At 56.0% G+C, this 24,147-nt stretch carries 22 protein-coding genes; 21 read left to right on the top strand and 1 reads right to left on the bottom strand.

Annotated elements, in window-relative coordinates:
• The first annotated feature begins 544 nt into the window (after positions 1–544).
• The 7 genes from mrcB (at position 545) to ABIE29_RS03320 (ending at position 10,295) form a co-directional block, all read left to right on the top strand.
• Positions 545–3,046 (top strand): bifunctional glycosyl transferase/transpeptidase, encoded by a 2,502-nt coding sequence (mrcB, locus tag ABIE29_RS03350; RefSeq protein ID WP_429616832.1) that lies wholly within the window; start codon positions 545–547, stop codon positions 3,044–3,046.
• 256 nt (positions 3,047–3,302) lie between these two features.
• A complete protein-coding gene (gene fhuA / locus ABIE29_RS03345) occupies positions 3,303–5,504 on the top strand; it encodes a ferrichrome porin FhuA (protein ID WP_429616831.1) in 2,202 nt (733 codons plus the stop codon).
• 47 nt (positions 5,505–5,551) lie between these two features.
• Positions 5,552–6,349 carry a Fe3+-hydroxamate ABC transporter ATP-binding protein FhuC gene (gene fhuC, locus ABIE29_RS03340; RefSeq protein ID WP_429616830.1) on the top strand — a complete coding sequence of 266 codons (798 nt, stop codon included), beginning with the start codon at positions 5,552–5,554 and terminating at the stop codon, positions 6,347–6,349.
• Positions 6,349–7,254, top strand: a complete 906-nt coding sequence (fhuD, locus tag ABIE29_RS03335) for a Fe(3+)-hydroxamate ABC transporter substrate-binding protein FhuD (RefSeq protein ID WP_429616829.1) — start codon at positions 6,349–6,351, stop codon at positions 7,252–7,254. Before fhuC ends, fhuD begins: the two co-directional genes overlap by 1 nt.
• Positions 7,251–9,239 carry a Fe(3+)-hydroxamate ABC transporter permease FhuB gene (gene fhuB, locus ABIE29_RS03330; protein ID WP_429616828.1) on the top strand — a complete coding sequence of 663 codons (1,989 nt, stop codon included), beginning with the start codon at positions 7,251–7,253 and terminating at the stop codon, positions 9,237–9,239. Before fhuD ends, fhuB begins: the two co-directional genes overlap by 4 nt.
• Before the next feature lie 301 nt (positions 9,240–9,540).
• A complete protein-coding gene (locus tag ABIE29_RS03325; RefSeq protein ID WP_429616827.1) occupies positions 9,541–9,696 on the top strand; it encodes a Hok/Gef family protein in 156 nt (51 codons plus the stop codon).
• 446 nt (positions 9,697–10,142) lie between these two features.
• Positions 10,143–10,295: a Hok/Gef family protein gene (locus ABIE29_RS03320; RefSeq protein WP_429617076.1), complete on the top strand. Its 153-nt coding sequence runs from the start codon at positions 10,143–10,145 to the stop codon at positions 10,293–10,295.
• Between the two features lie 129 nt (positions 10,296–10,424).
• Here the strand turns inward: ABIE29_RS03320 and metK are convergent, their stop codons facing one another.
• The gene (gene metK, locus ABIE29_RS03315; RefSeq protein WP_429616826.1) at positions 10,425–11,579 is read right to left on the bottom strand and encodes a methionine adenosyltransferase; all 1,155 of its coding nucleotides are present in this window, start codon (positions 11,577–11,579) and stop codon (positions 10,425–10,427) included.
• Between metK and ABIE29_RS03310 the strand changes: the two genes are divergently transcribed.
• The 14 genes from ABIE29_RS03310 to ABIE29_RS03245 all read left to right on the top strand — a co-directional run bounded on the left by ABIE29_RS03310 (position 11,578) and on the right by ABIE29_RS03245 (position 24,133).
• Positions 11,578–11,724: a hypothetical protein gene (locus ABIE29_RS03310; protein WP_429616825.1), complete on the top strand. Its 147-nt coding sequence runs from the start codon at positions 11,578–11,580 to the stop codon at positions 11,722–11,724. The genes metK and ABIE29_RS03310 overlap by 2 nt on opposite strands.
• 368 nt (positions 11,725–12,092) lie before the next feature.
• Positions 12,093–12,236 (top strand): hypothetical protein, encoded by a 144-nt coding sequence (locus ABIE29_RS03305; RefSeq protein WP_429616824.1) that lies wholly within the window; start codon positions 12,093–12,095, stop codon positions 12,234–12,236.
• Positions 12,237–12,472: 236 nt separating this feature from the next.
• Positions 12,473–14,449: a biosynthetic arginine decarboxylase gene (speA, locus tag ABIE29_RS03300; protein ID WP_429616823.1), complete on the top strand. Its 1,977-nt coding sequence runs from the start codon at positions 12,473–12,475 to the stop codon at positions 14,447–14,449.
• Positions 14,450–14,676: 227 nt separating this feature from the next.
• Complete coding sequence (gene msrB / locus ABIE29_RS03295) at positions 14,677–15,177, top strand: peptide-methionine (R)-S-oxide reductase MsrB (RefSeq protein WP_226906451.1); 501 nt, start codon at positions 14,677–14,679, stop codon at positions 15,175–15,177.
• A gap of 20 nt (positions 15,178–15,197) precedes the next feature.
• Complete coding sequence (gene msrA, locus ABIE29_RS03290) at positions 15,198–15,920, top strand: peptide-methionine (S)-S-oxide reductase MsrA (protein ID WP_429616822.1); 723 nt, start codon at positions 15,198–15,200, stop codon at positions 15,918–15,920.
• Between the two features lie 194 nt (positions 15,921–16,114).
• On the top strand, positions 16,115–17,035 hold the full coding sequence (speB, locus tag ABIE29_RS03285; RefSeq protein ID WP_024484368.1) for an agmatinase: 921 nt from the start codon (positions 16,115–16,117) through the stop codon (positions 17,033–17,035).
• Between the two features lie 147 nt (positions 17,036–17,182).
• Positions 17,183–18,055 (top strand): 23S rRNA pseudouridine(2604) synthase RluF, encoded by an 873-nt coding sequence (rluF, locus tag ABIE29_RS03280; RefSeq protein ID WP_429616821.1) that lies wholly within the window; start codon positions 17,183–17,185, stop codon positions 18,053–18,055.
• 246 nt (positions 18,056–18,301) lie between these two features.
• Entirely contained in the window at positions 18,302–18,619 is a 318-nt protein-coding gene (locus ABIE29_RS03275) for a Rieske (2Fe-2S) protein (protein ID WP_025123075.1), read from the top strand.
• Between the two features lie 2 nt (positions 18,620–18,621).
• Positions 18,622–18,930: a recombinase-like helix-turn-helix domain-containing protein gene (locus ABIE29_RS03270; protein ID WP_429616820.1), complete on the top strand. Its 309-nt coding sequence runs from the start codon at positions 18,622–18,624 to the stop codon at positions 18,928–18,930.
• A gap of 20 nt (positions 18,931–18,950) precedes the next feature.
• Entirely contained in the window at positions 18,951–19,994 is a 1,044-nt protein-coding gene (locus ABIE29_RS03265; RefSeq protein ID WP_024484371.1) for an aromatic ring-hydroxylating oxygenase subunit alpha, read from the top strand.
• Positions 19,991–20,746, top strand: coding sequence for an SDR family oxidoreductase (locus tag ABIE29_RS03260; RefSeq protein WP_429616819.1), 756 nt, complete (start codon positions 19,991–19,993; stop codon positions 20,744–20,746). Before ABIE29_RS03265 ends, ABIE29_RS03260 begins: the two co-directional genes overlap by 4 nt.
• A 37-nt stretch (positions 20,747–20,783) precedes the next feature.
• Positions 20,784–21,578 (top strand): IclR family transcriptional regulator, encoded by a 795-nt coding sequence (locus ABIE29_RS03255; protein WP_024528299.1) that lies wholly within the window; start codon positions 20,784–20,786, stop codon positions 21,576–21,578.
• A 405-nt stretch (positions 21,579–21,983) separates the two neighbouring features.
• Positions 21,984–22,925 (top strand): VOC family protein, encoded by a 942-nt coding sequence (locus ABIE29_RS03250; RefSeq protein WP_429616818.1) that lies wholly within the window; start codon positions 21,984–21,986, stop codon positions 22,923–22,925.
• Positions 22,922–24,133, top strand: coding sequence for an NAD(P)/FAD-dependent oxidoreductase (locus tag ABIE29_RS03245; protein ID WP_429616817.1), 1,212 nt, complete (start codon positions 22,922–22,924; stop codon positions 24,131–24,133). The genes ABIE29_RS03250 and ABIE29_RS03245 overlap by 4 nt, the downstream gene beginning before the upstream one ends.
• Positions 24,134–24,147: the final 14 nt, after the last annotated feature.

Below are 24,147 nucleotides of genomic sequence, written 5' to 3'. Positions count from 1 at the left end.
AAATGCCTGCAATTAGACTATGTACGGATTTATTGCTTCGCTTGAATAAATCGTTCTAGCGGTGGCAACTCCTCCTCCTCCAACCGCAGTGTTGGTGACTCCACTCCATATGCGGCTCGTCTATGGGCCTCACTCGCTAGGGTACCGATATACTCTGCATTGAGATCTGTTCCTGACAGATTTGTCACCCAGTCACTTATTTAGTATAAGCTCCAAGGGATCCTTAGGTGAGCGCCTGGCTACAACTTGCAAGCCATGGGGTATAGGGTGGAGAATTCAGATGTTTCTTCTGTTCAGCCCGGTAACATAGGCACAGATTAAGCGACAAGATAACGAACCCGTCGTCTTTCAAGCTGCAGCGTTGTTACCTGCGCTATCACACCCCAGTCACTTACCCAAAAGTAAGCTCCTGGGGATGAGATAGCTTGTCGCGCTGTGCTGTACAGGGATGTATAAATGCTGCAAGCGCATGGATGTGCTGGAGCGGTCAGCTTGAAATCCATAGGGTATAGATAGAGTGCAGCAAGCGTGGAGAAGAACCGCAATGGCTGGGGATGACCGCGAGCCCATCGGGCGCAAAGGCAAACAATCAAAACGTAATCAGCCGCGTAAAGCGGCGCGTCGTCAACGTGACGACGATTACGAAGAAGACGAGTATCAGGATGAGTATGACGATGATGAGTACGATGACGACGAAGAGGAACAACGCATGCCGCCCAAGGTAAAAGCGAAGTCGCCGCGTAAAAAGCGCCGTTGGCTCGGCCTGCTGATAAAACTGTTCCTGGTGATTGCGGTGTTGCTGGCAATCTACGGTGTATATCTGGACTCCCAGATCCGTAGCCGCATCGATGGCAAGGTCTGGCAGTTACCGGCGGCGGTGTATGGCCGTATGGTTAACCTTGAGCCGGGAATGCCCTATAGCAAAAAGGAAATGGTCGCTCTGCTGGAAGGGATGCAATATCGCCAGGTCAGCCGCATGACCCGGCCAGGAGAGTTTACCGTGCAGGCCAACAGCATCGAGATGCTGCGCCGCCCGTTTGATTTCCCTGATGGCAAAGAAGGCCAGATCCACGCTCGTCTCGATTTCCAGAACAATGGCCTGACGAAAATCGTCAACATGGAAAATCAGCGTAACTTTGGCTTCTTCCGCCTCGATCCGCGCCTGATCACCATGCTGCAATCGCCGAATGGCGAGCAACGCCTGTTTGTGCCGCGCTCTGGTTTCCCGGATCTGCTGGTCGACACGCTGATCGCTACCGAAGACCGTCATTTCTACGAGCATGATGGTATCAGCTTCTACTCCATTGGCCGTGCGGTAGTGGCCAACCTGACCGCCGGGCGTGCGGTGCAGGGCGGCAGTACCTTGACTCAGCAACTGGTAAAAAACCTGTTCCTGACCAACGAGCGTTCGCTGTGGCGTAAGCTCAACGAAGCCTACATGGCCTTGCTGGTGGATTACCGTTATAGCAAAGACCGTATTCTGGAGCTGTATCTGAACGAGGTGTATCTCGGCCAGAGCGGCAGCGATCAGATCCGCGGTTTCCCGTTGGCCAGCCTGTACTACTTTGGTCGCCCGGTCGATGAACTGAGCCTGGATCAGCAGGCGCTGCTGGTGGGCATGGTGAAAGGGGCCTCGCTGTATAACCCTTGGCGTAACCCAACGTTGGCGCTGGAGCGTCGTAACCTGGTGCTCAAGCTGTTACAGAACCAGGGGGTGATCGACGCAGAGCTGTATAACATGTTGAGCGCTCGTCCGCTGGGCGTACAACCGAAAGGTGGGGTGATTTCACCACAGCCTGCGTTTATGCAACTGGTGCGTCAGGAGTTGCAGGCCAAGCTGGGTGACAAGGTTAACGATCTGTCCGGTGTGAAGATCTTCACTACGCTGGATCCGGTTTCACAGGATGCGGCCGAGAAGGCGGTGGAAGACGGTATCCCGGCGCTGCGTGCCGCGCGCCATCTCAAAGATCTGGAAGCGGCGATGGTGATTGTCGATCGCTTTACCGGTGAAGTACGTGCCATGGTGGGCGGTGCCGATCCTCAGTTTGCCGGCTTTAACCGTGCGTTGCAGGCGCGCCGTCTGGTGGGGTCATTGGCCAAGCCGCCAACCTATCTGACCGCGTTGTCGGAACCGGATAAGTATCGGCTCAATACCTGGCTGGCCGATCAGCCACTGTCGATCAAACTGTCTAATGGCAGTTCGTGGCAACCAAACAACTACGATCGCCAGTTCCGTGGCCGGGTGATGCTGGTGGATGCGTTGGCCAATTCGCTCAACGTGCCAACGGTCAACCTGGGGATGTCGGTGGGGCTGGATCAGATCAGCGCTACCCTGCAAAAGTTGGGTATTCCTAAATCGGCGATCACCCCGGTGCCTTCCATGTTGCTGGGGGCCATCGGCCTGACGCCAATGGAAGTGGCGCAGGAATACCAGACCATCGCCAGCGGGGGCAACCGTGCGCCACTGTCTGCGGTGCGTTCGGTGATTGCCGAAGATGGCACCGCGTTGTATCAGAGCTTCCCTCAGGCGGAGCGTATGGTGCCAGCACAGGCGGCTTACCTGACCTTGTATGCCATGCAGCAGGGTGTGGCACGCGGGACTTCCCGTTCGCTGTCGGTCAAGTTCCCCAATTACAATCTGGCCGCTAAAACCGGTACCACTAACGATCTGCGTGACAGTTGGTTTGCCGGTATCGACGGCAAGGAAGTGGCGATTGCCTGGGTAGGGCGTGACAATAACGGCCCAGCCAAGCTGACCGGTGCCAACGGTGCCTTGACGCTGTATCGTCGCTATCTGGAAAACCAGACGCCGCTGGTACTGAAGCTGCAACAACCTGAAGGCATTAGCCAGATGGGCATTGATTCTGCCGGTAACTTTATCTGTGGAGGCAGCAGTTGGCGCACCATCCCGGTTTGGACGGAGAACCCGCAGGGGCTATGCCAGGCGAGCCAGGCAGCACAGCAGCAAACTCAACAGCAGCAGGCTGGTGAGCAGAAAGATGCCGATGGCGTTGCTGGCTGGATAAAAGATATGTTTGGCAAATAAATCCCAGCCGTTATGTTAAGCATATTTATCATTTGATTTTACTGTGTTATCAAGCCCGTAGCGTTCTGTTACGGGCTTTACTTTCTTTAACGTCTATTTTATTTCCACTCGGTTAACCTGGTTACCAGGCCAATCCCATAGCCTTTTTACGGCTGAAATACGCTTGCAGTTCAGTTAGCCTTCTGCATAAAATGCCGCGCTTATAATAATTATTCTCGTTCACATTCGTTATCACACCACACCAGAGAAATCAGACATGCCGACCAAGCGTCACTCCCCATCACCGGCCAAATCAGGCTTGTTCCCCGTAAGCGTTTTGGCTGCCACGATTGCGGCTACGCTAACCTTGCCCGCGGTTGCAGCTCAGACGACTGCTGCCGCGGATGCCGATACCATAACGGTGGTAGGGGGCGGTAGCGGAGGTACTTCACAGGAAAGCGCCTGGGGCCCGGTTGGCACCATCGTGGCGAAACGCAGCGCGACCGGCACCAAAACCGATACGCCGTTGGTGAAGACTCCTCAATCGGTGTCGGTGGTCACGCGTGAACAGATGGACGTGATGCAGCCTTCCTCGGTGAAAGAGGCGTTAGGCTTCACTCCTGGTGTGATGGTGGGCAGCCGTGGCAGCTCCAACGTCTATGATGCGGTTTATATTCGTGGTTTTGGCTCGGTCAACCAGAATATCTATCTGGACGGTTTGAAGCTGCAAGGCGACTATTTTAACGAAGCCGTGATCGATCCTTATTTCCTTGAGCGGGCCGAAGTGCTGCGCGGGCCTTCTTCCGTGCTTTACGGTAAAAGCAGCCCGGGTGGGATTGTCTCGCTGATCAGCAAGCGCCCAACCACGGAGCCGCTGAAAGAAATCCAATTTAAAATGGGCACAGATAATCTGTTCCAGACCGGTTTTGATTTCAGCAATGCATTGGATGATGACGGCAAGTATTCCTTCCGCCTGACCGGGTTGGTGAAAGATGCTGACGCTCAGCAGGAGATGGCCAAGGAAAAACGCTATACCATTGCGCCTTCATTCAGCTGGCAGCCCGATGAGCATACCAACCTGACGCTGTATTCTTACCTGCAAAACGATCCTAACCTCGGCTACTACGGTTGGTTGCCGATGCAGGGAACGGTGGTCAACGCGCCTTATGGCAAGCTACCAACCAGCTTCAACGAAGGTGAAAAGAGTAACTTCTATTCGCGCCAGACGCGCATGTTTGGTTACAGCTTCTCTCATGATTTCGATGATACCTGGACTGTGCGCCAGAACCTGCGTTATATGCAACTGCATACCAACCAGAACAATATCTATGGCACCGGGGTCAACGCCGACAACACCACTCTCAACCGCAACTATATCGCTTCGGATGAGCGCCTGAATAACTTCAGCGTTGATACTCAGGGCCAGGCCAGGTTTGCTACTGGCCGTGTAGATCATACGCTGCTGGCTGGCGTAGATTTTATGCGCATGAGTAACGATATTCAGGGCGGCTGGGGCGTTGCGGCTCCTCTGGATCTGGCTAACCCGCAGTTCGGCAATGACAGCAGAGGATCGTTAAACCCAACCAGTAAGGTCAATGGCCAACGGCAGGTGGGTATTTATCTGCAGGAACAGGCCGAGTGGAACCAATGGATCCTGACTGCCGGTACGCGCTATGACTGGGCTAAGAGCACCGTTGAGGATCGCACCGACATGGCTACGATCCCCTTCAGCGAGCAGAAAGACCACCAGTCTACCAATCGCATCGGCCTGAACTATCTGTTCGATAACGGCATCTCGCCGTATGTCAGCTACGCGCAGTCCTTCGAGCCGAACGTGGGCGCAGGTTATGACGGCAAAGCCTTCGTTCCTTCCAAAGGCGAACAGTATGAAGCTGGCGTGAAATACATGCCGAAAGATCGCCCCGTCTCTGCCACCATTGCCATCTACCAACTGACCAAGTCAAATAACCTGGTCACGGATGTTGAGCATGCCGATAAAGGTTGGTTCCAGCAGCAAACCGGGGAGATCCGCTCTCGCGGCGTAGAGTTGGAAGGCAAAGCGGCGCTGACGGCTAACGTCAACCTGCTGGCGTCCTACACCTATACCGATGCCGAATACACCGCAGACACCACCAACCAGGGCAATACACCGGCGATCATTCCCAAGCATATGGCCTCGCTGTGGGGGGATTATACCTTCCATGAGACGGCGTTGAGTGGCCTGACGCTGGGCGCGGGTGTGCGCTATACCGGTTCAACCTATGGTGATGAAGCCAACACCTTCAAAGTGCCGGACTACACCGTGTGGAATACTGTGATCAAGTATGATTTGGCGCGCTTCGATCTGCCAGGCTCTTCCGTGGCACTTAACGTCAACAACCTGTTTGATAAAGAGTATGTGTCCAGCTGTTTCGCCACCTATGGCTGTTTCTGGGGTGCAGAACGTCAAGTGGTCGCCACGGCAACCTTCAGTTTCTAATCGGCTAACGGGAGCGGCCTTTGGTCGCTCCCCGGCAAGCAGGGCCTATGCAGGATAAACACCTTAATCGCGATGCTACGTTCCAGCTCGACGGCGTGAGCTTTGCCGTGCCAGGGCGGGTGCTGTTACAACCGCTGTCACTGGCTTTTCCTCAAGGCAAAGTCTGTGGATTGATTGGTCATAATGGCTCCGGCAAATCCACGCTGCTGAAAATCCTTGGCCGTCACCAAAACCCTACCGCTGGCCAGGCATTGCTTGATGGGCAACCGCTGGGCCAATGGGACAGCAAAGCCTTTGCTCGCCAAGTGGCCTACTTGCCGCAGCAATTACCCGCAGCGGAAGGGATGACGGTGCGCGAACTGGTCGCCATCGGCCGCTATCCTTGGCACGGCGCGTTAGGGCGTTTCAAAGCTGGCGATCGCGAGCTGGTGGAAGAGGCTATCGGGCTGGTGGGGCTGAAACCCTTTGCCAACCGCCTGGTAGACAGCCTCTCAGGCGGTGAACGTCAACGGGCCTGGCTGGCGATGATGGTCGCACAGGATAGCCGTTGTCTGCTGCTGGATGAACCGACCTCGGCGTTGGATATCGCCCATCAGGTTGAAGTGCTGGCGTTGATCCAGCGCCTGAGCCATGAGCGTGGCCTGACGGTGATTGCAGTGCTGCATGACATCAACATGGCGGCCCGTTATTGCGACCATCTGGTGGCGTTACGCGGCGGCGAAATGATTGCCCAGGGGTCATCGCTCGAGTTGATGCAAGGGCCGGTGCTGGAACAGATCTACGGCATCCCGATGGGCATATTGCCGCACCCGAGTGGTGGTGCACCTGTGAGCTTCGTTTATTAATGCCTACCTCTGCCGATTTTCATCATGACCCGCTGCGCCGGCGTTTATTAACGGCGATGGCCTTATCGCCTCTGTTGTTCTCTTTACCGTCGCGTGCGAGGGGTTTGCCCGATATCACCCGTATCGCGGCATTGGAGTGGCTACCGGTCGAGCTGCTGATCGCACTGGGCGTGATGCCGCAGGCGGTTGCCGATATCCACAACTACAACCTGTGGGTACAAGATCCTCGGTTGCCGGATTCGGTGATCGACGTCGGTCAACGTACCGAACCCAATCTGGAGCTGTTGCAACAGCTCAAACCTTCTCTGATCCTGCTTTCCAAAGGCTATGGCCCTTCGCCACAAAAACTGCAGCCTATCGGCCCGACCATGGAGTTTGGCTTTAACGACGGCAGCGGTAAACCGCTCACCGTGGGCAAAAACTCGCTGCTGCAATTGGCACAGCGGCTAGGTCTGGAGGCGCGGGCTACCCAGCATCTGCAACAGTTTGATGCTTTCATGCTGGAGGCGCGTAACCGCCTGGCGGGGTATCGGCAACAGCCGTTGCTGCTGTTTTCTTTGCTCGATCCTCGGCACGTGTTGGTGATTGGCCAGAAGAGCCTGTTTCAGGAAGTGATGGATCAGCTAGGCATCGAGAATGCCTGGCAGGGGGAAACCAACTTCTGGGGGACCTCGGTGGTGGGGATCGAACGTCTGGCGACAATAAAAAATGCGCGAGCGATTTATCTCGATCACGGTAATCAAGCCATGATGGATAAGGTCAGCAAGACGCCACTGTGGCAGGCCTTGCCGTTTATCCGTCAGGGCCAACTGCGGCAGGTTCCAGCGGTGTGGTTCTACGGTGCCACGCTGTCGGCCATGCGTTTTTGCCGCTTGCTGGAGCAGGCACAGGAGACCCGCTCATGAGTGCACGCCTGCGTATCTTGCCGATAGCGCTGATCCTGCTATTGCTGGCTGCGGCGGGTGGCCTGACGCTCTTCAACCTGCTGCATCAACTGCCGTGGGGCCAGTGGTCGCAGGCGTTGGTTCAGCCCGACATCGACAATGTCGATCAGATGTTGTTTCACTACAGCCTGTTGCCACGCCTGTCGGTATCGTTATTGGTGGGGGCCGGACTGGGATTGGTCGGCGTACTGTTCCAGCAGGTATTACGCAATCCCCTGGCGGAACCCGCCACGCTTGGCGTGGCTGCCGGGGCTCAGCTTGGCTTGACGATTGCCATCCTGTGGATGCTGCCTGGGGGCGAATTGACCCGACAACTGGCGGCGATGGTCGGTGCCATTGTGGTCGGCGGGCTGGTGTTCGGCGTTGCCTGGGGCAAACGGATGTCGCCCGTGACGTTGATTCTGGCCGGTCTGGTACTTGGGCTGTACTGCGGGGCGGTCAATAGCCTGCTGGCGTTGTTCAATTACGATCGGCTGCAAGGTTTGTTCCTGTGGAGCACCGGTGCGCTTAATCAGCAGGATTGGGGCACGGTGCAGTTTATCCTGCCACGCTTGCTGGTGGTTGCCGTGCTGGCCGCGTTATTGATCCGCCCGTTAACGCTGTTAGGGCTGGACGACGGTGTGGCGCGTAATCTGGGCCTGGGCCTGGCAATGTCGCGCTTTGCCGCCTTGGCGGTGGCGATTGTGTTCAGCGCCATGTTGGTCAATGCGGTCGGTGTGATCGGTTTTATCGGCCTATTTGCCCCGTTGATGGCCAAGATGCTAGGAGCCCGTCGTCTGGCGCACCGCATGATGTTGGCTCCACTATTGGGGGCATTGCTGCTCTGGTTGACCGATCAGGTGATGATCTGGCTGACGCTGGTGTGGCGTGAAATCCCGACCGGTGCGGCGACGGCACTGATTGGTGCGCCGTTGCTGCTTTGGTTGTTACCACGCTTACGCAGCAGCGCAACTCCGCCGCCGATGGATTTGGGCGACAAAGTGCCTGTCGAACGTGGCCGCTTGCCGATATGGATCCTGCTGGGGAGCGTTTTATTATTGGTTGGGATCACGGTGGCGCTGATGTTTGGGCACAACGCCGATGGTTGGCACTGGAGCCTAGGCAGTGAGTTACGGGCGCTGATGCCTTGGCGCTGGCCACGAGTGGTTTCAGCCCTGGCCGCTGGCATGATGCTGGCGGTCGCCGGGACGTTGATCCAGAAACTGACCGGTAACCCGATGTCCAGCCCGGAAGTGCTGGGGATCAGTTCCGGCGCGGCTTTCGGCGTGGTGATGATGCTGTTTATCGTCCCTGGTGATGCTTTTATGTGGTTGTTACCCGCCGGGAGTCTGGGGGCGGCGGCTACGCTGTTGATCATCATGATTGCGGCTGGGCGTGGCGGATTCTCTACCGAACGCATGTTGTTGGCGGGTATCGCCCTCAGCACCGCCTTTAGCACGACCATTTTCCTGCTGTTGGCCAGTGGCGATCCCCGCATGGGAGGGCTGTTGGTGTGGCTCTCCGGCTCTACCTACTCGGTGGATGCTCCGCAGGCAATACGTACGGCGGCGATTGCTGGCGTGTTGATAGTCTTGGCCCCGCTGTGTAGACGTTGGCTGACAATTCTGCCGTTGGGCGGCGCTACAGCACGCTCCGTAGGGATTGCCCTGACGCCGACCAGGCTGAGCATTTTGCTGCTGGCGGCAACGCTGACGGCGATGGCGACGCTAACCGTCGGGCCGCTGAGCTTTATTGGCCTGATGGCACCGCATATGGCCCGGATGTTGGGATTCCGCCGGGCGCTGCCGCAGATGGTGATTGCTGCGCTGCTAGGCGGCCTGCTGATGGTGTTTGCGGACTGGTGTGGCCGGATGGTGATGTTCCCTTACCAAATCCCCGCAGGGCTGCTGGCGACCTTTATTGGCGCGCCGTACTTTGTCTATCTGCTGCGTAAGCAAACTTCGTAGACTATCTCGGGTTACCCCATTGCCACCAAGGGCTCAGCATTGCTGGGCCCTTGGTTTTTCAGGCAGTTGCAAAGCATTGCGTGGCACTGCGCAAAGTTGAAAATTAGGGGTAAAACGGCCGCTGGTCGGGCTGAAGAGGTGAATATACTGCGGGTGGGTGCTCTGGATCTTTGTATCTGGAGCCTGAGCGAAAGGTACAAAGAGAAAAGCCCCGAGTCGATAATATCAACCCGAGGCCAACTCTAACGCCGAACAACGTTAGGTTAGCTTCTTATCTGCCGCGAGGCAAGGATAAGGAGGCATGATGCCAAACAGAGGAGATATCGTAAAAATGGTCATTATCTGTACCACGGTTATCTTGTTGGTATGGATAACGCGCAGCAAACTTTGCGAGCTGCGTATTCGATCGGGCAACACGGAGGTTGCGGCCATTTTGGCCTACGAATCAGAACGGTAAGGCAACCCAACGGCGGGGGCCTGCTCCCGCCCGTTGGTTGTAAGCGTGCAGATCTATGAGCGCCCATCTCTTACAAATTCAAACGGCGGGCTGACGGTTCGTTGTTTGAGTCTGCTCACACATTCATCCTGCTACGCCCGTTCAGGTTAGTTCGGCCTACACATTCAGCAATATTGCCACGGTCATTGAGCGCTGTTTTTTCAGGCCGTTACAATGCATTGCGTGGCACTGCGCAAAGTTGAAAATTAGGGGTAAAACGGCCGCTGGTCGGGCTGGAGAGGTGAATATACTGCGGGTGGGTGCTCTGGATCTTTGTATCTGGAGCCTGAGCGAAAGGTACAAAGAGAAAAGCCCCGAGTCGATAATATCAACCCGAGGCCAACTCTAACGCACGACAACGTTAGGTTAGCTTCTTATCTGCCGAGAGGCAAGGAGAAGGAGGCATGATGCCAAGCAAATGGAATGTCGTAAAACTGGTCGTTATCTGTACCACGGTAATCTTGTTGGTATGGATAACGCGCAGCAAACTTTGTGAGCTGCGTATACGATCGGGCAACACGGAGGTTGCGGCCATTTTGGCCTACGAATCCAAACGGTAAGGCAACTCAACCCAATGGGCGGGGGCTTGCTCCCGCCCATTGGTTGTAGGTGCGTAGATCCATGAGCACCCATCTACCAACGAAAACGGCGAGCCTCAGGCTCGCCGTTGTTAGGTCTAACGCTCAGGCTTACTTCAAACCAGCCGCTTCACGCAGCAGGGCTGCCTTGTCGGTCGCTTCCCATGGGAAGTGTTCGCGGCCAAAGTGGCCGTAAGCTGCGGTTTCGCGGTAGATCGGTTGCAGCAGATCCATCATCTGGATCAGGCCGTATGGGCGCAGATCGAAGAACTCGCGCACCAGCAGGGTCAGCTGCTCGGTCGAGATCTTCTCGGTACCGAAGGTTTCCACCATGATGGAAGTAGGTTCCGCTACGCCGATAGCGTAGGACACCTGGATCTCACAACGATCTGCCAGACCCGCAGCCACGATGTTTTTTGCCACGTAACGCGCCGCATAAGCTGCAGAGCGGTCAACCTTGGAAGGATCCTTGCCGGAGAATGCGCCGCCACCGTGACGGGCCATGCCGCCGTAGGTATCAACGATGATTTTACGGCCGGTCAGGCCACAGTCACCCATTGGGCCACCGATAACAAAACGGCCGGTCGGGTTGATGTGGTATTTGGTGCCTGCGGTTAGCCACTCGGCTGGCAGTACCGGCTTGATGATCTCTTCCATCACCGCTTCTTGCAGATCTTTCAGCGCGATATCATCGGAATGCTGGGTGGAAAGTACCACGGCATCGATGCCGACGATTTTGCCATCGTCATACTGGAATGTGACCTGGCTTTTAGCGTCAGGGCGCAGCCAGGGCAGGGTGCCATTTTTACGCACTTCGGCCTGGCGTTGAACCAGACGGTGGGCATAAGTGATTGGCGCAGGCATCAACACGTCGGTTTCATTAGAGGCATAACCAAACATCAGGCCCTGATCGCCAGCACCTTGCTCCAGCGGATCGCTACGGTCAACACCCTGGTTGATATCCGGCGATTGTTTACCGATGGCACTCAATACGGCACAGGAGTTGGCATCAAAGCCCATATCGGAATGGATATAGCCAATCTCGCGCACGGTTTTGCGGGTGATTTCTTCGATATCAACCCAGGCGCTGGTGGTGATCTCGCCGCCAACCAGCACCATGCCGGTTTTCACGTAGGTTTCGCAGGCTACGCGGGCTTTTGGATCCTGTTCCAGGATGGCATCAAGAACGGCATCCGAGATCTGATCGGCAATTTTGTCCGGATGTCCTTCGGAAACGGATTCGGACGTGAAGAGGTGTTTAGCCATGATGTTCTTTACCTTGCAAAAGACGGGTTGGAAATTACTGCACAGCGCTGGAGATCCGGGCATCAAAGCGAAGGGTCTTCCGCTGATGGCGAGATGCATCCTGCAACGCCCCTCAGGCAAAGCCGTTAAGCAGTTTATCAGTTAATCGGTATAGATGGATTAACATCTGGACGTCTATTTTAGGTCAGCCTTTAGCCGGATTGCCAGCAATTTTTTGCTCTAGCGCTCTTTTGGGCAAACCGCTTGCCACCATTTTCATCGCTTGAAACAGTTTCTGGCGAATTTTCATTTTGCATTTTCCCCAGGGGTCCGGTATAAACTGCGCGCGCGGTTCATTTGGTGCACAGCGTATTGCAGAGAATTGAAACTTTCTGTAAACCCGGCAACGCCGCGCCATGATCTACCGTAGGTACCCACTAATGGGGCCGCCGCTTCATTGAACGTTCACGTTCTTAACACTTATAGAGGCTTTGTCGTTCATCGCGAGCGGCATGCGTGGAGGTGGTTGGATTAATGATCCGTTGTCTACTGGTTGTTGGTTCTCAACAGCAGTGCCGTTCTGGCGCGCATCCTTGTGCTATTTCCCGTCTTGTCTCTACACCATTAACCCGATGTTACACACATCTGGGCGCTACTCAGGATCCTCGGGCCGGTTAACGGCTGTCTGAAGCACTGAACAAGGGTAGCCTGCAGCCAACTGTGGGATGATTCTTTACCCGATTCACGAGGTTTGAACAGGGTGTCTTACAATAAATCTATTGGGTATAAACCGATCGCTGACCACGAACGGCAGGTGAATTCACTGCTAAAATGGGGTGTTTCTGGGTTGTTCTCGCGGGTTGTAGCTGCGATAGTGGCTGACTATATCGTCAGTATGCAAGGTGAGGCGAGTAATGTCTGATGATATGCAGATCCAACACCCGTCAGTAGCGGGTGAACATTTATCTTTACGCTCCATGCAGGAGGTTGCCATGAATGATCGTAATGCCAGCAAGATGCTGCGCACTTATAACGTCGCCTACTGGGGCAACAATTACTTTGACGTCAATGAGCTGGGCCACATCAGCGTGTGCCCGGACCCAGACGTCCCGCATGCGCGCGTCGATCTCGCCGAGTTGGTGAAAGAGCGCCAAAAAGATGGCCAGCGCCTGCCTGCCTTGTTCTGCTTCCCGCAGATCTTGCAGCATCGCCTGCGTTCCATTAATGCCGCGTTCAAACGTGCGCGTGAATCCTTCGGTTATGAAGGTGGCTACTTCCTGGTTTACCCGATCAAGGTTAACCAGCACCGTCGCGTGATTGAATCACTGGTCAACTCTGGTGAACCACTGGGACTGGAAGCCGGCTCCAAGGCGGAACTGATGGCGGTGCTGGCCCATGCCGGTATGACCCGCTCGGTGATCGTCTGTAACGGCTACAAAGACCGTGAATATGTTCGTCTGGCGCTGATCGGTGAAAAGCTGGGGCACAAAGTGTACCTGGTGATCGAGAAGATGTCGGAAATCCAGATGGTGCTGGAAGAAGCAGAACGCCTGAATGTCATACCACGCCTGGGCGTGCGAGCCCGTCTGGCGTCACAGGGGGCAGGTAAATGGCAGTCGAGCGGTGGCGAAAAATCCAAGTTCGGTCTGGCAGCCATTCAGGTATTGAAGCTGGTGGAAACCCTGCGCGAAGCGGGCCGCCTGGATAGCCTGCAACTGCTGCATTTCCACCTGGGTTCTCAGTTGGCCAACATTCGCGATATCGCCACTGGCGTCCGTGAGTCTGCGCGTTTCTATGTAGAGCTGCATAAACTGGGCGTAAACATTCAATGTTTCGACGTGGGTGGCGGTTTGGGTGTGGATTATGAAGGCACCCGTTCGCAGTCCGACTGTTCGGTCAACTACGGCCTGAATGAATATGCCAACAACGTGATTTGGGGGATCGGTGATGCCTGTAATGAGCATGGCCTGCCGCATCCAACGGTGATCACCGAGTCTGGCCGTGCCGTAACCGCCCACCATACGGTGCTGGTTTCCAACGTCATTGGCGTTGAGCGCAACGAATTCTGTGAGCCGGTTCCTCCGGTCGAAGATGCACCTCGCGCGCTGGAAAGCATGTGGGAAACCTGGCAGGAAATGAACGAGCCGGAGAACCGTCGTTCGCTGCGTGAATGGTTGCACGATAGCCAGATGGATCTGCACGATGTACATACCCAGTATGCCCATGGCATGTTGGATCTGACCAAGCGTGCCTATGCCGAGCAGTTGTATCTGAACATCTGCAACAAGATCCAGCAGCAGCTCGATCCGAGCAATCGCGCACACCGGCCAATCATTGATGAATTACAGGAGCGGATGGCGGACAAGTTCTACGTCAACTTCTCACTGTTCCAGTCGATGCCGGATGCCTGGGGTATCGACCAACTGTTCCCGGTCTTGCCGTTGGAAGGCTTGGACAAGCCGCCGGAAGGCCGTGCGGTATTGCTGGATATCACCTGTGACTCCGATGGCACCATCGATCACTATATTGATGGTGACGGCGTAGCCACCACCATGCCGATGCCGCCGTACGATCCGGAAAACCCACCTCTGCTGGGGTTCTTCATGGTTGGTGCCTATCAGGAAATCCTGGGCAATATGCACAACCTGTTTGGCGATACGGCTTCGGTAGACGTGTTTGTGTTCCCTGATGGCAGCGTAGAAACCGAGCTGTCTGATGAAGGCGATAGCGTAGCCGACATGCTGGAATACGTGCAGCTCGATCCGATCGCGCTGTTGGCGAAATTCCGCGATCAGGTGAAAGAAACCGATCTTGACGCGGAGTTGCAGGCGCAATTTGTCGAAGAGTTTGAGGCCGGTCTGTATGGCTATACTTATCTCGAAGATGAGTAAACTATCCCGATAAGCTGACATACTTTCTATCTAGGGGCGCGGCAGAGGCTGCGCCCCTTCATTTTACTCTCTTAGCCCGAACCCCGCCAAATTAGAAAATCCATTTAAACTTTCAACGTCTTAATGCCGTGTTCTCAGTTATCACAAATTTGTGAACTCTCCGTGAGGATTTGGTCACGACTTTCTCTGTAGTTTGTCATTGTCGGTGAATAGCACCAGAGGTAACGATGATGATCAACAGACGGTATTTTATTCTGGGTGGTGGAGCACTCTCTGTGGCCTATGCCGTGGGCCTGCTGCCTGCACTTTTCTCTCGTTCGGCGATGGCGGAGTCGTTTGCCGTCAACTATACCGCAGAACAATGGCGGCAACGGCTCTCTGCCAGCCAATATGCGGTTTTGCGCGAGGAAGGTACGGAACCCCCTTACAGCAGCCCGCTTAACGATGAGCACCGCGATGGTCAGTTTGCCTGTGCGGGTTGCCAGCAGGCGCTGTTTTCTTCCCACACCAAGTTTGACAGCCATACCGGCTGGCCCAGTTTCTGGCAACCCCTCGAACAGGCGGTGGCGACGCGTAAGGATCGAACGCTGGGCATGGTCCGCGAAGAGGTGCATTGCAGCCGCTGCGGCGGGCATTTGGGGCACGTATTTGACGATGGCCCACAACCCACCGGTTTGCGCTACTGCATGAATGGCATCGCCATGCTGTTCACGCCAAGCTCGGCCTAACCAGAATAGTGAGGAATAACATGAGAAACGTAGACAAAACGCTGCCATCGCTAGGTAAATACGGTATATGGGGCGCGATATTGGTTGCTGCCGGGTTCTGTTTGCAAAGCGTTGCCTGGCCACTGGGTGATGCTGAGGCGGCGGTAGCGATCCCTGCGCCGGTAAAAGACGAAGCGCCGACGACATCGCGTACGGAAACCGCGATCTTTGCCGGCGGTTGTTTCTGGGGCGTGCAAGGGGTGTTCCAGCATGTTAAGGGCGTGACCAATGCCGTATCGGGTTATACCGGGGGAGCAGCGCAAACGGCTAATTATGAGGCCGTCAGCGGAGGGGATACCGGCCATGCGGAGTCGGTGCAGGTCACCTTTGATCCACAGCAGATTTCTTATGGCCAGTTGCTGCAAATCTATTTTTCGGTAGCACACAACCCAACCGAACTCGATCGCCAGGGGCCTGACAGCGGCACGCAATATCGCTCAGCCGTTTTCCCACTGACGGCGTCACAACAGCAGGTTGCCAAGGCTTATATTGCACAGCTGGATGCCAGTAAACGCTTTGCTAAACCGTTGGTGACCCGCATTGAGGACCATGGTCATTTTTATCCTGCCGAGGCTTACCACCAAAACTATCTCACTCTGAACCCGGATCAGCCCTATATCGTGGTGAATGATTTGCCAAAGGTAAAACAGCTACAGCAGTTGTTCCCGAAGCAATATCGTACGGAGCCAGTATTGGTACACTGATCGCTGACTGGTCTCTCCTATACTTGGTAATAACGGGCACCTTGAAGAGTGAACCAAATACGGCGATAATCTACTCATTGAAACAGACATCGAATAAATCCCTTTCTCGTCGGGCTAACGACGCGGGAGGGATTTTTTTTTGCTACCGCCCAAGCGTCCGGCTACGGGCGAACCGTTGAAAAATGAGGGTAAATATGAGTACCTTAGGCCATCAGCCCGATAATTCCTTAGTGTCCAACGCCTTTGGTTTCCTGCGCTTTCCGCTGAACTTTATGCCTTACGATAGCGATGCAGAGTGGGTGATCACCGGTGTTCCTTTTGATATGGCTACCTCCGGCCGTGCCGGTGGGCGTCATGGCCCTGCAGCGATCCGCCAGGTTTCTACCAATCTGGCATGGGAAGGGGCGCGCTGGCCGTGGAACTTTGATCTGCGCGATCGTCTGAACGTGGTCGATTGTGGTGACGTGGTCTTCAACTTTGGTGATGCTCAGGATATGAGCGACAAGCTGCAGGCGCACGCAGAAAAACTGCTGGCAGCCGGCAAGCGCATGCTCTCTTTCGGCGGCGACCACTTCGTTACGCTGCCGCTGCTGCGCGCGCATGCCAAGCATTTTGGCAAAATGGCGTTGGTGCATTTCGATGCCCATACCGATACCTACGCTAACGGCAGCAAGTTTGACCACGGTACCATGTTCTTCCATGCACCGAACGAAGGTCTGATCGATCCCAATCACTCCGTGCAGATCGGTATCCGTACCGAGTTCGATCGTGACAACGGCTTCACCGTACTGGATGCTGCTCAGGTCAACGATCGTGGCGTGGACGATCTGCTGGCGCAGATCAAACAGATCGTCGGTGATATGCCGGTTTATCTGACCTTTGATATCGACTGCCTGGATCCGGCTTTCGCACCTGGCACCGGCACCCCGGTGATCGGCGGCCTGACCTCGGATCGCGCTCTGAAACTGGTGCGTGGTATGCAGTCGCTGAACATTGTCGGCATGGATGTGGTAGAAGTGGCTCCGGCTTACGACCAGTCTGAGATCACTGCACTGGCAGCGGCAACGCTGGGTCTGGAAATGTTGTATCTGCAAGCGGCCAAAAAGCAGGGCTAAATCAGTTTGCTGAATGGGTAGGGGTCGTACATAGTCGACCGTAGGGGCGCTGCATGCTGCGCCCGCTTGGCAGCGGCCCTTACCCGTCACCCTATCATGAAAATATTGCCGTGAAGATAAAGTGTATTTCGCGTTTACGGAGGAACCGTGCTGACTAAACCATCTATACGCCTCAACAAATATATCAGTGAGAGCGGCATCTGCTCGCGTCGCGATGCCGATCGTTACATCGAACAGGGCAATGTTTTTATCAACGGTAAGCGCGTAGCGCTCGGCGATCGGGTATTCGCTGGCGACGTGGTCAAGGTTAACGGGCAGCTTATTGAACCCCGTAACGAAGACAACCTGATCTTTATTGCGCTGAACAAGCCGGTGGGTATCGTCAGTACCACCGAAGACGGTGAGAAAGACAATATTGTCGATTTCGTCAACCACAGCACCCGTGTTTTCCCGATCGGACGTTTGGATAAAGACTCGCAGGGGCTGATTTTCCTCACCAACCACGGCGATCTGGTGAACAAGATCCTGCGTGCGGGTAACGACCACGAGAAGGAATATCTGGTCACGGTCAACAAACCGGTGACCGACGATTTTATTCGTGGTTTGGGTGCCGGAGTGCCGATGTTAGGCACGGTGACCAAAAAATGTAAGGTGAAGAAAGAAGCTCCCTTTGTGTTCCGTATCGTGCTGGTACAGGGGCTTAACCGTCAGATCCGCCGCATGTGTGAACATTTCGGTTATGAGGTGACCAAGCTGGAGCGCACCCGCATCATGAACGTCGGCCTGTCCGGGCTGCCGTTAGGGGAATGGCGCGATTTGACGGACGACGAACTGGTTGAGCTGTTTAAGTTGATTGAGGACTCGTCCTCAGAGGCTAAACCCGCGAAGAAAGCGGCCAAACCCAAGCCTGCGGTGAAAAAACCGGCGGGCGGCGGGCAGAAAACTGCGGATAAAGCGGGCAGTCACGCACCGGCGCGTAAGCGTTTTGCTCAGCCTGGGCGCAAAAAGAAAGGGCGCTAAGTCGGCGGTTTCTGCCAATCACTGCTGATTAAACGGCCTCAGTCTTGATGACTGGGGCCGTTTTGCTTTGTTTTCACCTCTGATGCATTTTTTCGTGATCCACTCCGCAGTTGTTACTTTAAAATAACCAATCATTAACATTCTTCCCTTTGCTGACTTGACGAAAGAATCGCCATACCTATAGTGACTGTATTAAATAAGAAACTGAGTTTCATATATGAAACAATCAGATAGAGGACAGAAGCAATGAGCTGGAAGAACGTGTGCGAAGTGTCTCAGGTTAAAGAAGATTTTCCTTTCTCCGCCAACGTTGAGGGAAAAGAGGTCGGCGTCTATTTGATCGACGGTCAATATTACGCGCTGGAAGACGTTTGCCCGCATGCCTATGCCTTGCTCAGCCAAGGGTTTGTCGATGACGGAAAAGTGGAGTGTCCACTGCACGAAGCGGTGTTCGATGTGCGTAGCGGCCAATGCCTGCGCGAACCTGGTGGCCGTGATCTGCAAACCTACCCTACCCGGGTGATCGATAATCAAATCCAAATCACCTTTATCGCGGAGGAATAAGCATGCAGCACATTACCGATTTCAACCCTTGGCTGCCGGATACCCAACAGGTGAGCCCGGCGCGTGAGGGCGGCAACGGCCAAATCCATCAACCCGGCCAGTTTCAGAATGTGATCTGGCAAACCCGGGCGCGCGTGCCAGACGGCTTTGAAACCGCGCTGGTGGCTGCGCTGGAAGAGATCTTCGAGCAAGGGGCGGAGGAGCTGGAGCAGATCGTCAGTGCGCTCAATCAGCGTCGCCTGTTCGATCGCAGTGGTCAGCCATGGAATGAAGCCACGTTCCGCGAATTCCTACACGTCAACGGTTTCTGAGCCGCACAGGGAGAAGGACAATGACAGCAAACACAACATCCTCCGCGCAGACGGTACAAGACTATCTGGATCAGGGCCTGCGCGGTATGTGGTACCCGGTATTGGCCAGTTGGGAAGTGGGCAATAACCCGGTGGGCATCACCCGTCTTGAACAACAGATCGTGGTGTGGCGCGATAAACAAGGGGCGATCCACGCGCTGGAAGATCGTTGCCCGCATCGTGGCGCTCGCCTGTCAATGGGCTGGAACCTTGGCGATCGCATTGCCTGCTGGTATCACGGCGTTGAAGTCGGTGGCGATGGCGAGGTTAAAGATGTGCCAGCGGTAGACCGCTGCCCGTTGGTAGGGCAGAAATGCCTGAAATCCTACCCGGCGAAAGAGGCTTACGGCGCGGTGTTCCTGTATTTCGGCGTCACTGCCGATGAACAGCCTGCCGAACTGAGCTTCCCGCAAGAGCTGGCGGATGAGGCCAACTACAGCAACTTCCTGTGTACCGCCAGCTGGGACTGCAACTATCAATACGCATTGGAAAACGTGATGGATCCGATGCATGGCACCTACCTGCACTCCTCATCGCATTCGATGGCGGAAGGGGATCGCAAGGCCGATATGGCGCTGGAACCCACCGACAGCGGTTTCATCTTTAAAAAGAACGGCCAGATTGGTGTGAACTTCGACTGGGTCGAATTCGGCAGCAGCGGGGCCTACTGGATGCGCCTGTCGATCCCTTACAAAAAGCGTTTTGGGCCGGGCGGCCACTTCTGGATCATCGGCATGGTGGTACCGGAAGATAAAGATCACTGCCGGGTATTCTTCTGGCGTATCCGCAAAGTGAAAGACTGGCAGCGTGACGCGTGGCGCTTTATGTACCGCAATCGTCTGGAAGAACTGCACTGGGACGTTCTGGAGCAGGATCGCATCGTGCTGGAGAACATGGCACCGAACGCGCGCGGTCGTGAATACCTGTATCAGCATGACGTGGGCCTCTCTCGCCTGCGTCGTATGATGCAGAAAGAGGCGCAAAAGCAGCTGGCAACGCTCAGCGAGCTGGAGGCGGCACAGTGAGCGGCTTGCTGGCAGGAAAACGTATCGTAGTCACTGGAGCGGCGCGTGGGCTGGGGCGCAGCTTTGCCGCTGCGGTGGCTCAGGCCGGGGCCAGCGTGGTGATGTGCGATATCCTGGCGCAGGAGTTGCAGGACAGCGCAGCCAGCCTGAGTGAGCAGGGGGCACAGGTTGAAGCTCAGGTTATCGATCTGGCGTCACCGCAATCCATCACTGCGGCGTTCAGCGCGATAGCCCAGGGCGGTGCCATCGACGGGCTGGTGAACAACGCCGCGATGGCAACCGGTGTCGGTGGCAAAACCATGATGGAATACGACATTGAGCTGTGGGACAAGGTCATGCAGGTCAACGTGCGGGGGACCTGGTTGGTGAGCCAGGCGGCGGTGCCATTATTGGCCCAAACGCCACACGCCAAAATCGTCAATGTTGCCTCGGATACCGCTTTGTGGGGTGCGCCGAAACTGATGGCCTATGTGGCGAGCAAAGGTGCGATCATCTCGATGACCCGCTCCATGGCACGTGAGCTGGGGCCGCAGGGGATCTGCGTCAACGCCATAGCACCGGGCTTGACGCGCGTTGAAGCGACCGAATACGTCCCTGCCGAACGGCATCAGCTGTATGAGCAAGGCCGGGCACTGGCAGGTGCACAGCATCCGGGCGATGTGACCGGTAGCGTGCTTTATCTGCTGTCGCCGCTGGCGGATTTTGTCACCGGCCAACTGATACCGGTCAACGGTGGTTTCGTGTTTAACTGACCGCCTGACGGACAGGCAAACATTTTAGGAGCAGCACATGGCAGACGACCAAGCGTGTAAGTATCTGATCCCGGGGCTGGATCGCGGGTTACAACTGCTGCTGGCCTTCGGCGAGCAGCATAAGGAAATGACCTTTGCAGAATTACATCGCCTGGTCGATATGCCAAAGGCTACCGCCTACCGTGTGGTGCAAACGCTGGAGCACCTGGGCTTTTTGGAACGTAACCCGCGCACCAACACCTTTGCGTTGGGGATCAAAGTGCTGCGTCTGGGCTTTGAGTATATCGCCTCGTTGGATGTGGCCCAGGCTGGCCAACCGGTGATCGAGCAACTGCGCGATCGCAGCCAATGCAGCAGCCATCTGGCGATCCGCGATGGGCATGACGTGATCTATATTGCCCGCGTCAGCGCCGCTGGTTCGCAGATCAACCAGGTCAGCGTCGGCACCCGTTTACCGGCACACCGTACCTCTCTTGGCCGTATGCTGCTGACCAGCACCAGCCGGGAAGAGTTTGAACGTCTATACCCACATGACGCCTTGCCCGATGCGGCGCCGGGGACACCGGCCAATCGCGAAGCGCTGTGGCAGATGGTGCAGCAGGATAAGGCCCGTGGCTATGTGATTGGCGAATCCTTCTACCGCCACGGCATTTCCTCGATCGTCTATCCGATCTTTAACCGCGAACAGCGGGTGGAAGCGGTGGTCAGCATTATGGTGCCGTCCGATGAGATCCCAAAGGCGGATCGCGAGCGGTTGCGTATGGAAGTTCGGGATGCCGCAGTGAAAATATCGGGCCTGTTAGGCGCGCCACCGCAGGCTAACGTCGGCTAACCGGCCAAACGCTTTGTTATCTGGGCGAAGCTATTCGCCCACTAATAGGCTGTGTCCCTCAATTGCACGTGAGCGCCGCTGGAGGTCATTTGGACGCGTAGCAAGGCACGAGCCGTGCAGTTTGGTGGGCCCAAATAAGCGGGGAGAAACGCAGATACGCGTTCAAATGGCCCCAGCCCGAAGGGTCGCGCCCCAAAAGCCCGTACTCAGCGTTGTCGGGCTTGAACTTGGTCCACCAGGCCCTGCACCCTCCGCCTTGATTACGGGCTTTTGGGACTGCGACGGCACCACGGTCAATTGAGGGACACAGCCTTATAACTCAGGCAGGGATAAGACTCATGAGCTTTATGGGCCGGGGTCGATCATGCCTGAAAAACGCATTCAGCGAGAACGTGAGGCACAATAATGAGCATAACCGGAATCGAAAAGCTGGAATTTGGCGTTGAAGATCTGCCAACGTGCGAAAAATTCATGCAGGACTTCGGTCTGCAACCGACGCTACAGCATTGGGGCGAACCGCGCCGTGAATTTACCACGTTGAGTGGGGCCAGTGTGGTGCTATACCCGCAGAATAGCGAGGTCCTACCGGCCGCGTTTGAAGCCGGATCGACTCTGCGCCGCATGACTTGGGCGGTTGAAAGCCCGGCCGCGCTGGCTGCGTTGCAACCGCGATTGGCGCAAATGCCTGGTTTCCGCCAGGTGGGCGAAGAGTTGGAATGCCGCGATCCCAACGGCATGACGCTGCGTTTTGCCGTTACGGCGCAGCAACCGGTGGAGCTGCCCGTTTCGCCGATCAACCAATGGGGCGATGTACGCCGCATCGACCAGCCAAGCCCGGTTTATGCCAAAGCCGAGCCGGTCAATATCGGCCACGTGGTGTTCTTCGTTGAGGATCTGGCCGCTACCGAGCGCTTCTACTGCGATCTGCTTGGCTTCCAGGTTTCCGACCGCTATATCGATCGCGCCGTCTTCCTGCGCACCCAGGCACGCGGTGGCCATCACAACCTGTTCCTGCTGAAACTGCCTAACCGCCCACGGGGCCTGAACCACGTCGCCTTCACCGTACGCGATATCCATGAAGTGATCGGCGGCGGCATCGCGATGAATAAAGAGCAGTGGAGCACCTTTATTGGCCCAGGCCGCCACCCGATCTCCTCGGCCTATTTTTGGTATGTCAACAGCCCGACCGGCGGTGCCTTCGAGTATTACACCAATGATGACTACCTGACGGAAAACTGGCAGCCGCGTGAGCTGGAGCATTCACTGGTGTCGTTTACCGAATGGGCGGTCGAAGGCGGTATCGATCACGATACCCGCCGCCAACATAAGAAGCCGGGGGTGGTATGAATCAACCAACCCGTGCAGGCATTGTCATTATCGGCGGCGGTCAGGCCGGTGGTTGGGCTGCGAAAACGCTGCGCGATCGCGGTTACAGCGGCAGATTGTCGGTGATCGGTGACGAGCCTTATGATTTTTACGAACGCCCACCGCTCTCCAAGGCGGCACTGTTGGATGGCAATGCACCACTCAGCCGCCTGTTCAGTGAAGAAGTGGTGGCCGGGATGAATATCGATTGGCATCGTCCGCTACGTGCCAAAGCTATCGACGGGCAGCAGCAGATCGTCACGCTCAGCGACGGCAGCCAGCTGCAATTTGATCAACTGCTGATTGCGACCGGTGGCCGGCCACGTCTGCCGGATGCCAACTGGGCCAAGCACCCACGAGTGATGACCCTGCGTTCCTGGGATGATGCGGCACGTCTGCGCCAGGGCTTACTGCAATGCCAAAAGTTGGCGATTGTCGGTGGTGGCTGGATCGGGCTGGAGATTGCCGCCTCGGCCCGCAAGCTGGGCGTTGACGTGACGGTGTTTGAGCGCCAACCCGCGTTGTGTATGCGCAGCGTAGGGGCCAGCGTTTCCCAGGCGTTGTTGGAACTGCATCAACAGCAAGGCGTCACCGTGCATTGCGACTGCGGCGACATCACGCTTGAAGATCGCGATGGTGAAGCCTGGATTGGCAGTGCCAGCAGTGCCGCACAGCCTTTCGACCTGGTGGTGGTCGGCATTGGCGTTGAACTGAATCTGGAACTGGCCCACAGCGCTGGGCTGAAGCTTGAAGGCGGGATCGTCGTAGATGGACAAGGGCGTACCAGCCACCCGGCCATTTTTGCCGCAGGCGATGTTGCGCGCCATCCAACCCTCGGCCTGTGTCTGCAATCCTGGGCCTATGCACAGAATCAGGCGATCAGCACCGCTTGCGCCATGTTGGATGCGTTTGCCGCACCTTACGATGACGTTGCCTGGCTGTGGTCGGATCAATACGACGCCAATATCCAAATCCTGGGCGTTCCTACCGGCGGCGTTCACCAGATAGTGCGCCGCACGCCGCAGTCACAACTGTTCTTCACCCTGAATGCCGATCGTCAACTGGTGCAACTGGTCGCGTTTAACGACGCACGCACCATCAAGTTGGGTAAACGCTGGCTGGCCAGCGGTAGGGTACTGGATCCGCAGCAACTGGCGGATGTGGAGTTTTCTCTGATGGCGTTGAAATAACGCCCGACCTGAAG

The organism is Serratia sp. 2723 (assembly GCF_050434425.1).
Classification (GTDB): Bacteria; Pseudomonadota; Gammaproteobacteria; order Enterobacterales; family Enterobacteriaceae; genus Chania.
This window is presented reverse-complemented; position numbering and strand designations above follow the sequence as displayed.

Excerpts from the sequence above, each read along its gene's own strand:
- ABIE29_RS03265 (WP_024484371.1), top strand. The coding sequence starts at position 18,951 with ATGACAGCAAACACAACATCCTCCGCGCAGACGGTACAAGACTATCTG.
- msrB (WP_226906451.1), top strand. The coding sequence starts at position 14,677 with ATGATGATCAACAGACGGTATTTTATTCTGGGTGGTGGAGCACTCTCT.
- metK (WP_429616826.1), bottom strand. The coding sequence starts at position 11,579 with ATGGCTAAACACCTCTTCACGTCCGAATCCGTTTCCGAAGGACATCCG.
- ABIE29_RS03275 (WP_025123075.1), top strand. The coding sequence starts at position 18,302 with ATGAGCTGGAAGAACGTGTGCGAAGTGTCTCAGGTTAAAGAAGATTTT.
- fhuB (WP_429616828.1), top strand. The coding sequence starts at position 7,251 with ATGAGTGCACGCCTGCGTATCTTGCCGATAGCGCTGATCCTGCTATTG.
- ABIE29_RS03310 (WP_429616825.1), top strand. The coding sequence starts at position 11,578 with ATGATGTTCTTTACCTTGCAAAAGACGGGTTGGAAATTACTGCACAGC.
- fhuA (WP_429616831.1), top strand. The coding sequence starts at position 3,303 with ATGCCGACCAAGCGTCACTCCCCATCACCGGCCAAATCAGGCTTGTTC.
- speB (WP_024484368.1), top strand. The coding sequence starts at position 16,115 with ATGAGTACCTTAGGCCATCAGCCCGATAATTCCTTAGTGTCCAACGCC.
- fhuC (WP_429616830.1), top strand. The coding sequence starts at position 5,552 with ATGCAGGATAAACACCTTAATCGCGATGCTACGTTCCAGCTCGACGGC.
- speA (WP_429616823.1), top strand. The coding sequence starts at position 12,473 with ATGTCTGATGATATGCAGATCCAACACCCGTCAGTAGCGGGTGAACAT.
- ABIE29_RS03250 (WP_429616818.1), top strand. The coding sequence starts at position 21,984 with ATGAGCATAACCGGAATCGAAAAGCTGGAATTTGGCGTTGAAGATCTG.
- mrcB (WP_429616832.1), top strand. The coding sequence starts at position 545 with ATGGCTGGGGATGACCGCGAGCCCATCGGGCGCAAAGGCAAACAATCA.
- ABIE29_RS03320 (WP_429617076.1), top strand. The coding sequence starts at position 10,143 with ATGCCAAGCAAATGGAATGTCGTAAAACTGGTCGTTATCTGTACCACG.
- msrA (WP_429616822.1), top strand. The coding sequence starts at position 15,198 with ATGAGAAACGTAGACAAAACGCTGCCATCGCTAGGTAAATACGGTATA.
- ABIE29_RS03245 (WP_429616817.1), top strand. The coding sequence starts at position 22,922 with ATGAATCAACCAACCCGTGCAGGCATTGTCATTATCGGCGGCGGTCAG.
- fhuD (WP_429616829.1), top strand. The coding sequence starts at position 6,349 with ATGCCTACCTCTGCCGATTTTCATCATGACCCGCTGCGCCGGCGTTTA.
- ABIE29_RS03255 (WP_024528299.1), top strand. The coding sequence starts at position 20,784 with ATGGCAGACGACCAAGCGTGTAAGTATCTGATCCCGGGGCTGGATCGC.
- ABIE29_RS03305 (WP_429616824.1), top strand. The coding sequence starts at position 12,093 with ATGATCCGTTGTCTACTGGTTGTTGGTTCTCAACAGCAGTGCCGTTCT.
- ABIE29_RS03270 (WP_429616820.1), top strand. The coding sequence starts at position 18,622 with ATGCAGCACATTACCGATTTCAACCCTTGGCTGCCGGATACCCAACAG.
- ABIE29_RS03325 (WP_429616827.1), top strand. The coding sequence starts at position 9,541 with ATGATGCCAAACAGAGGAGATATCGTAAAAATGGTCATTATCTGTACC.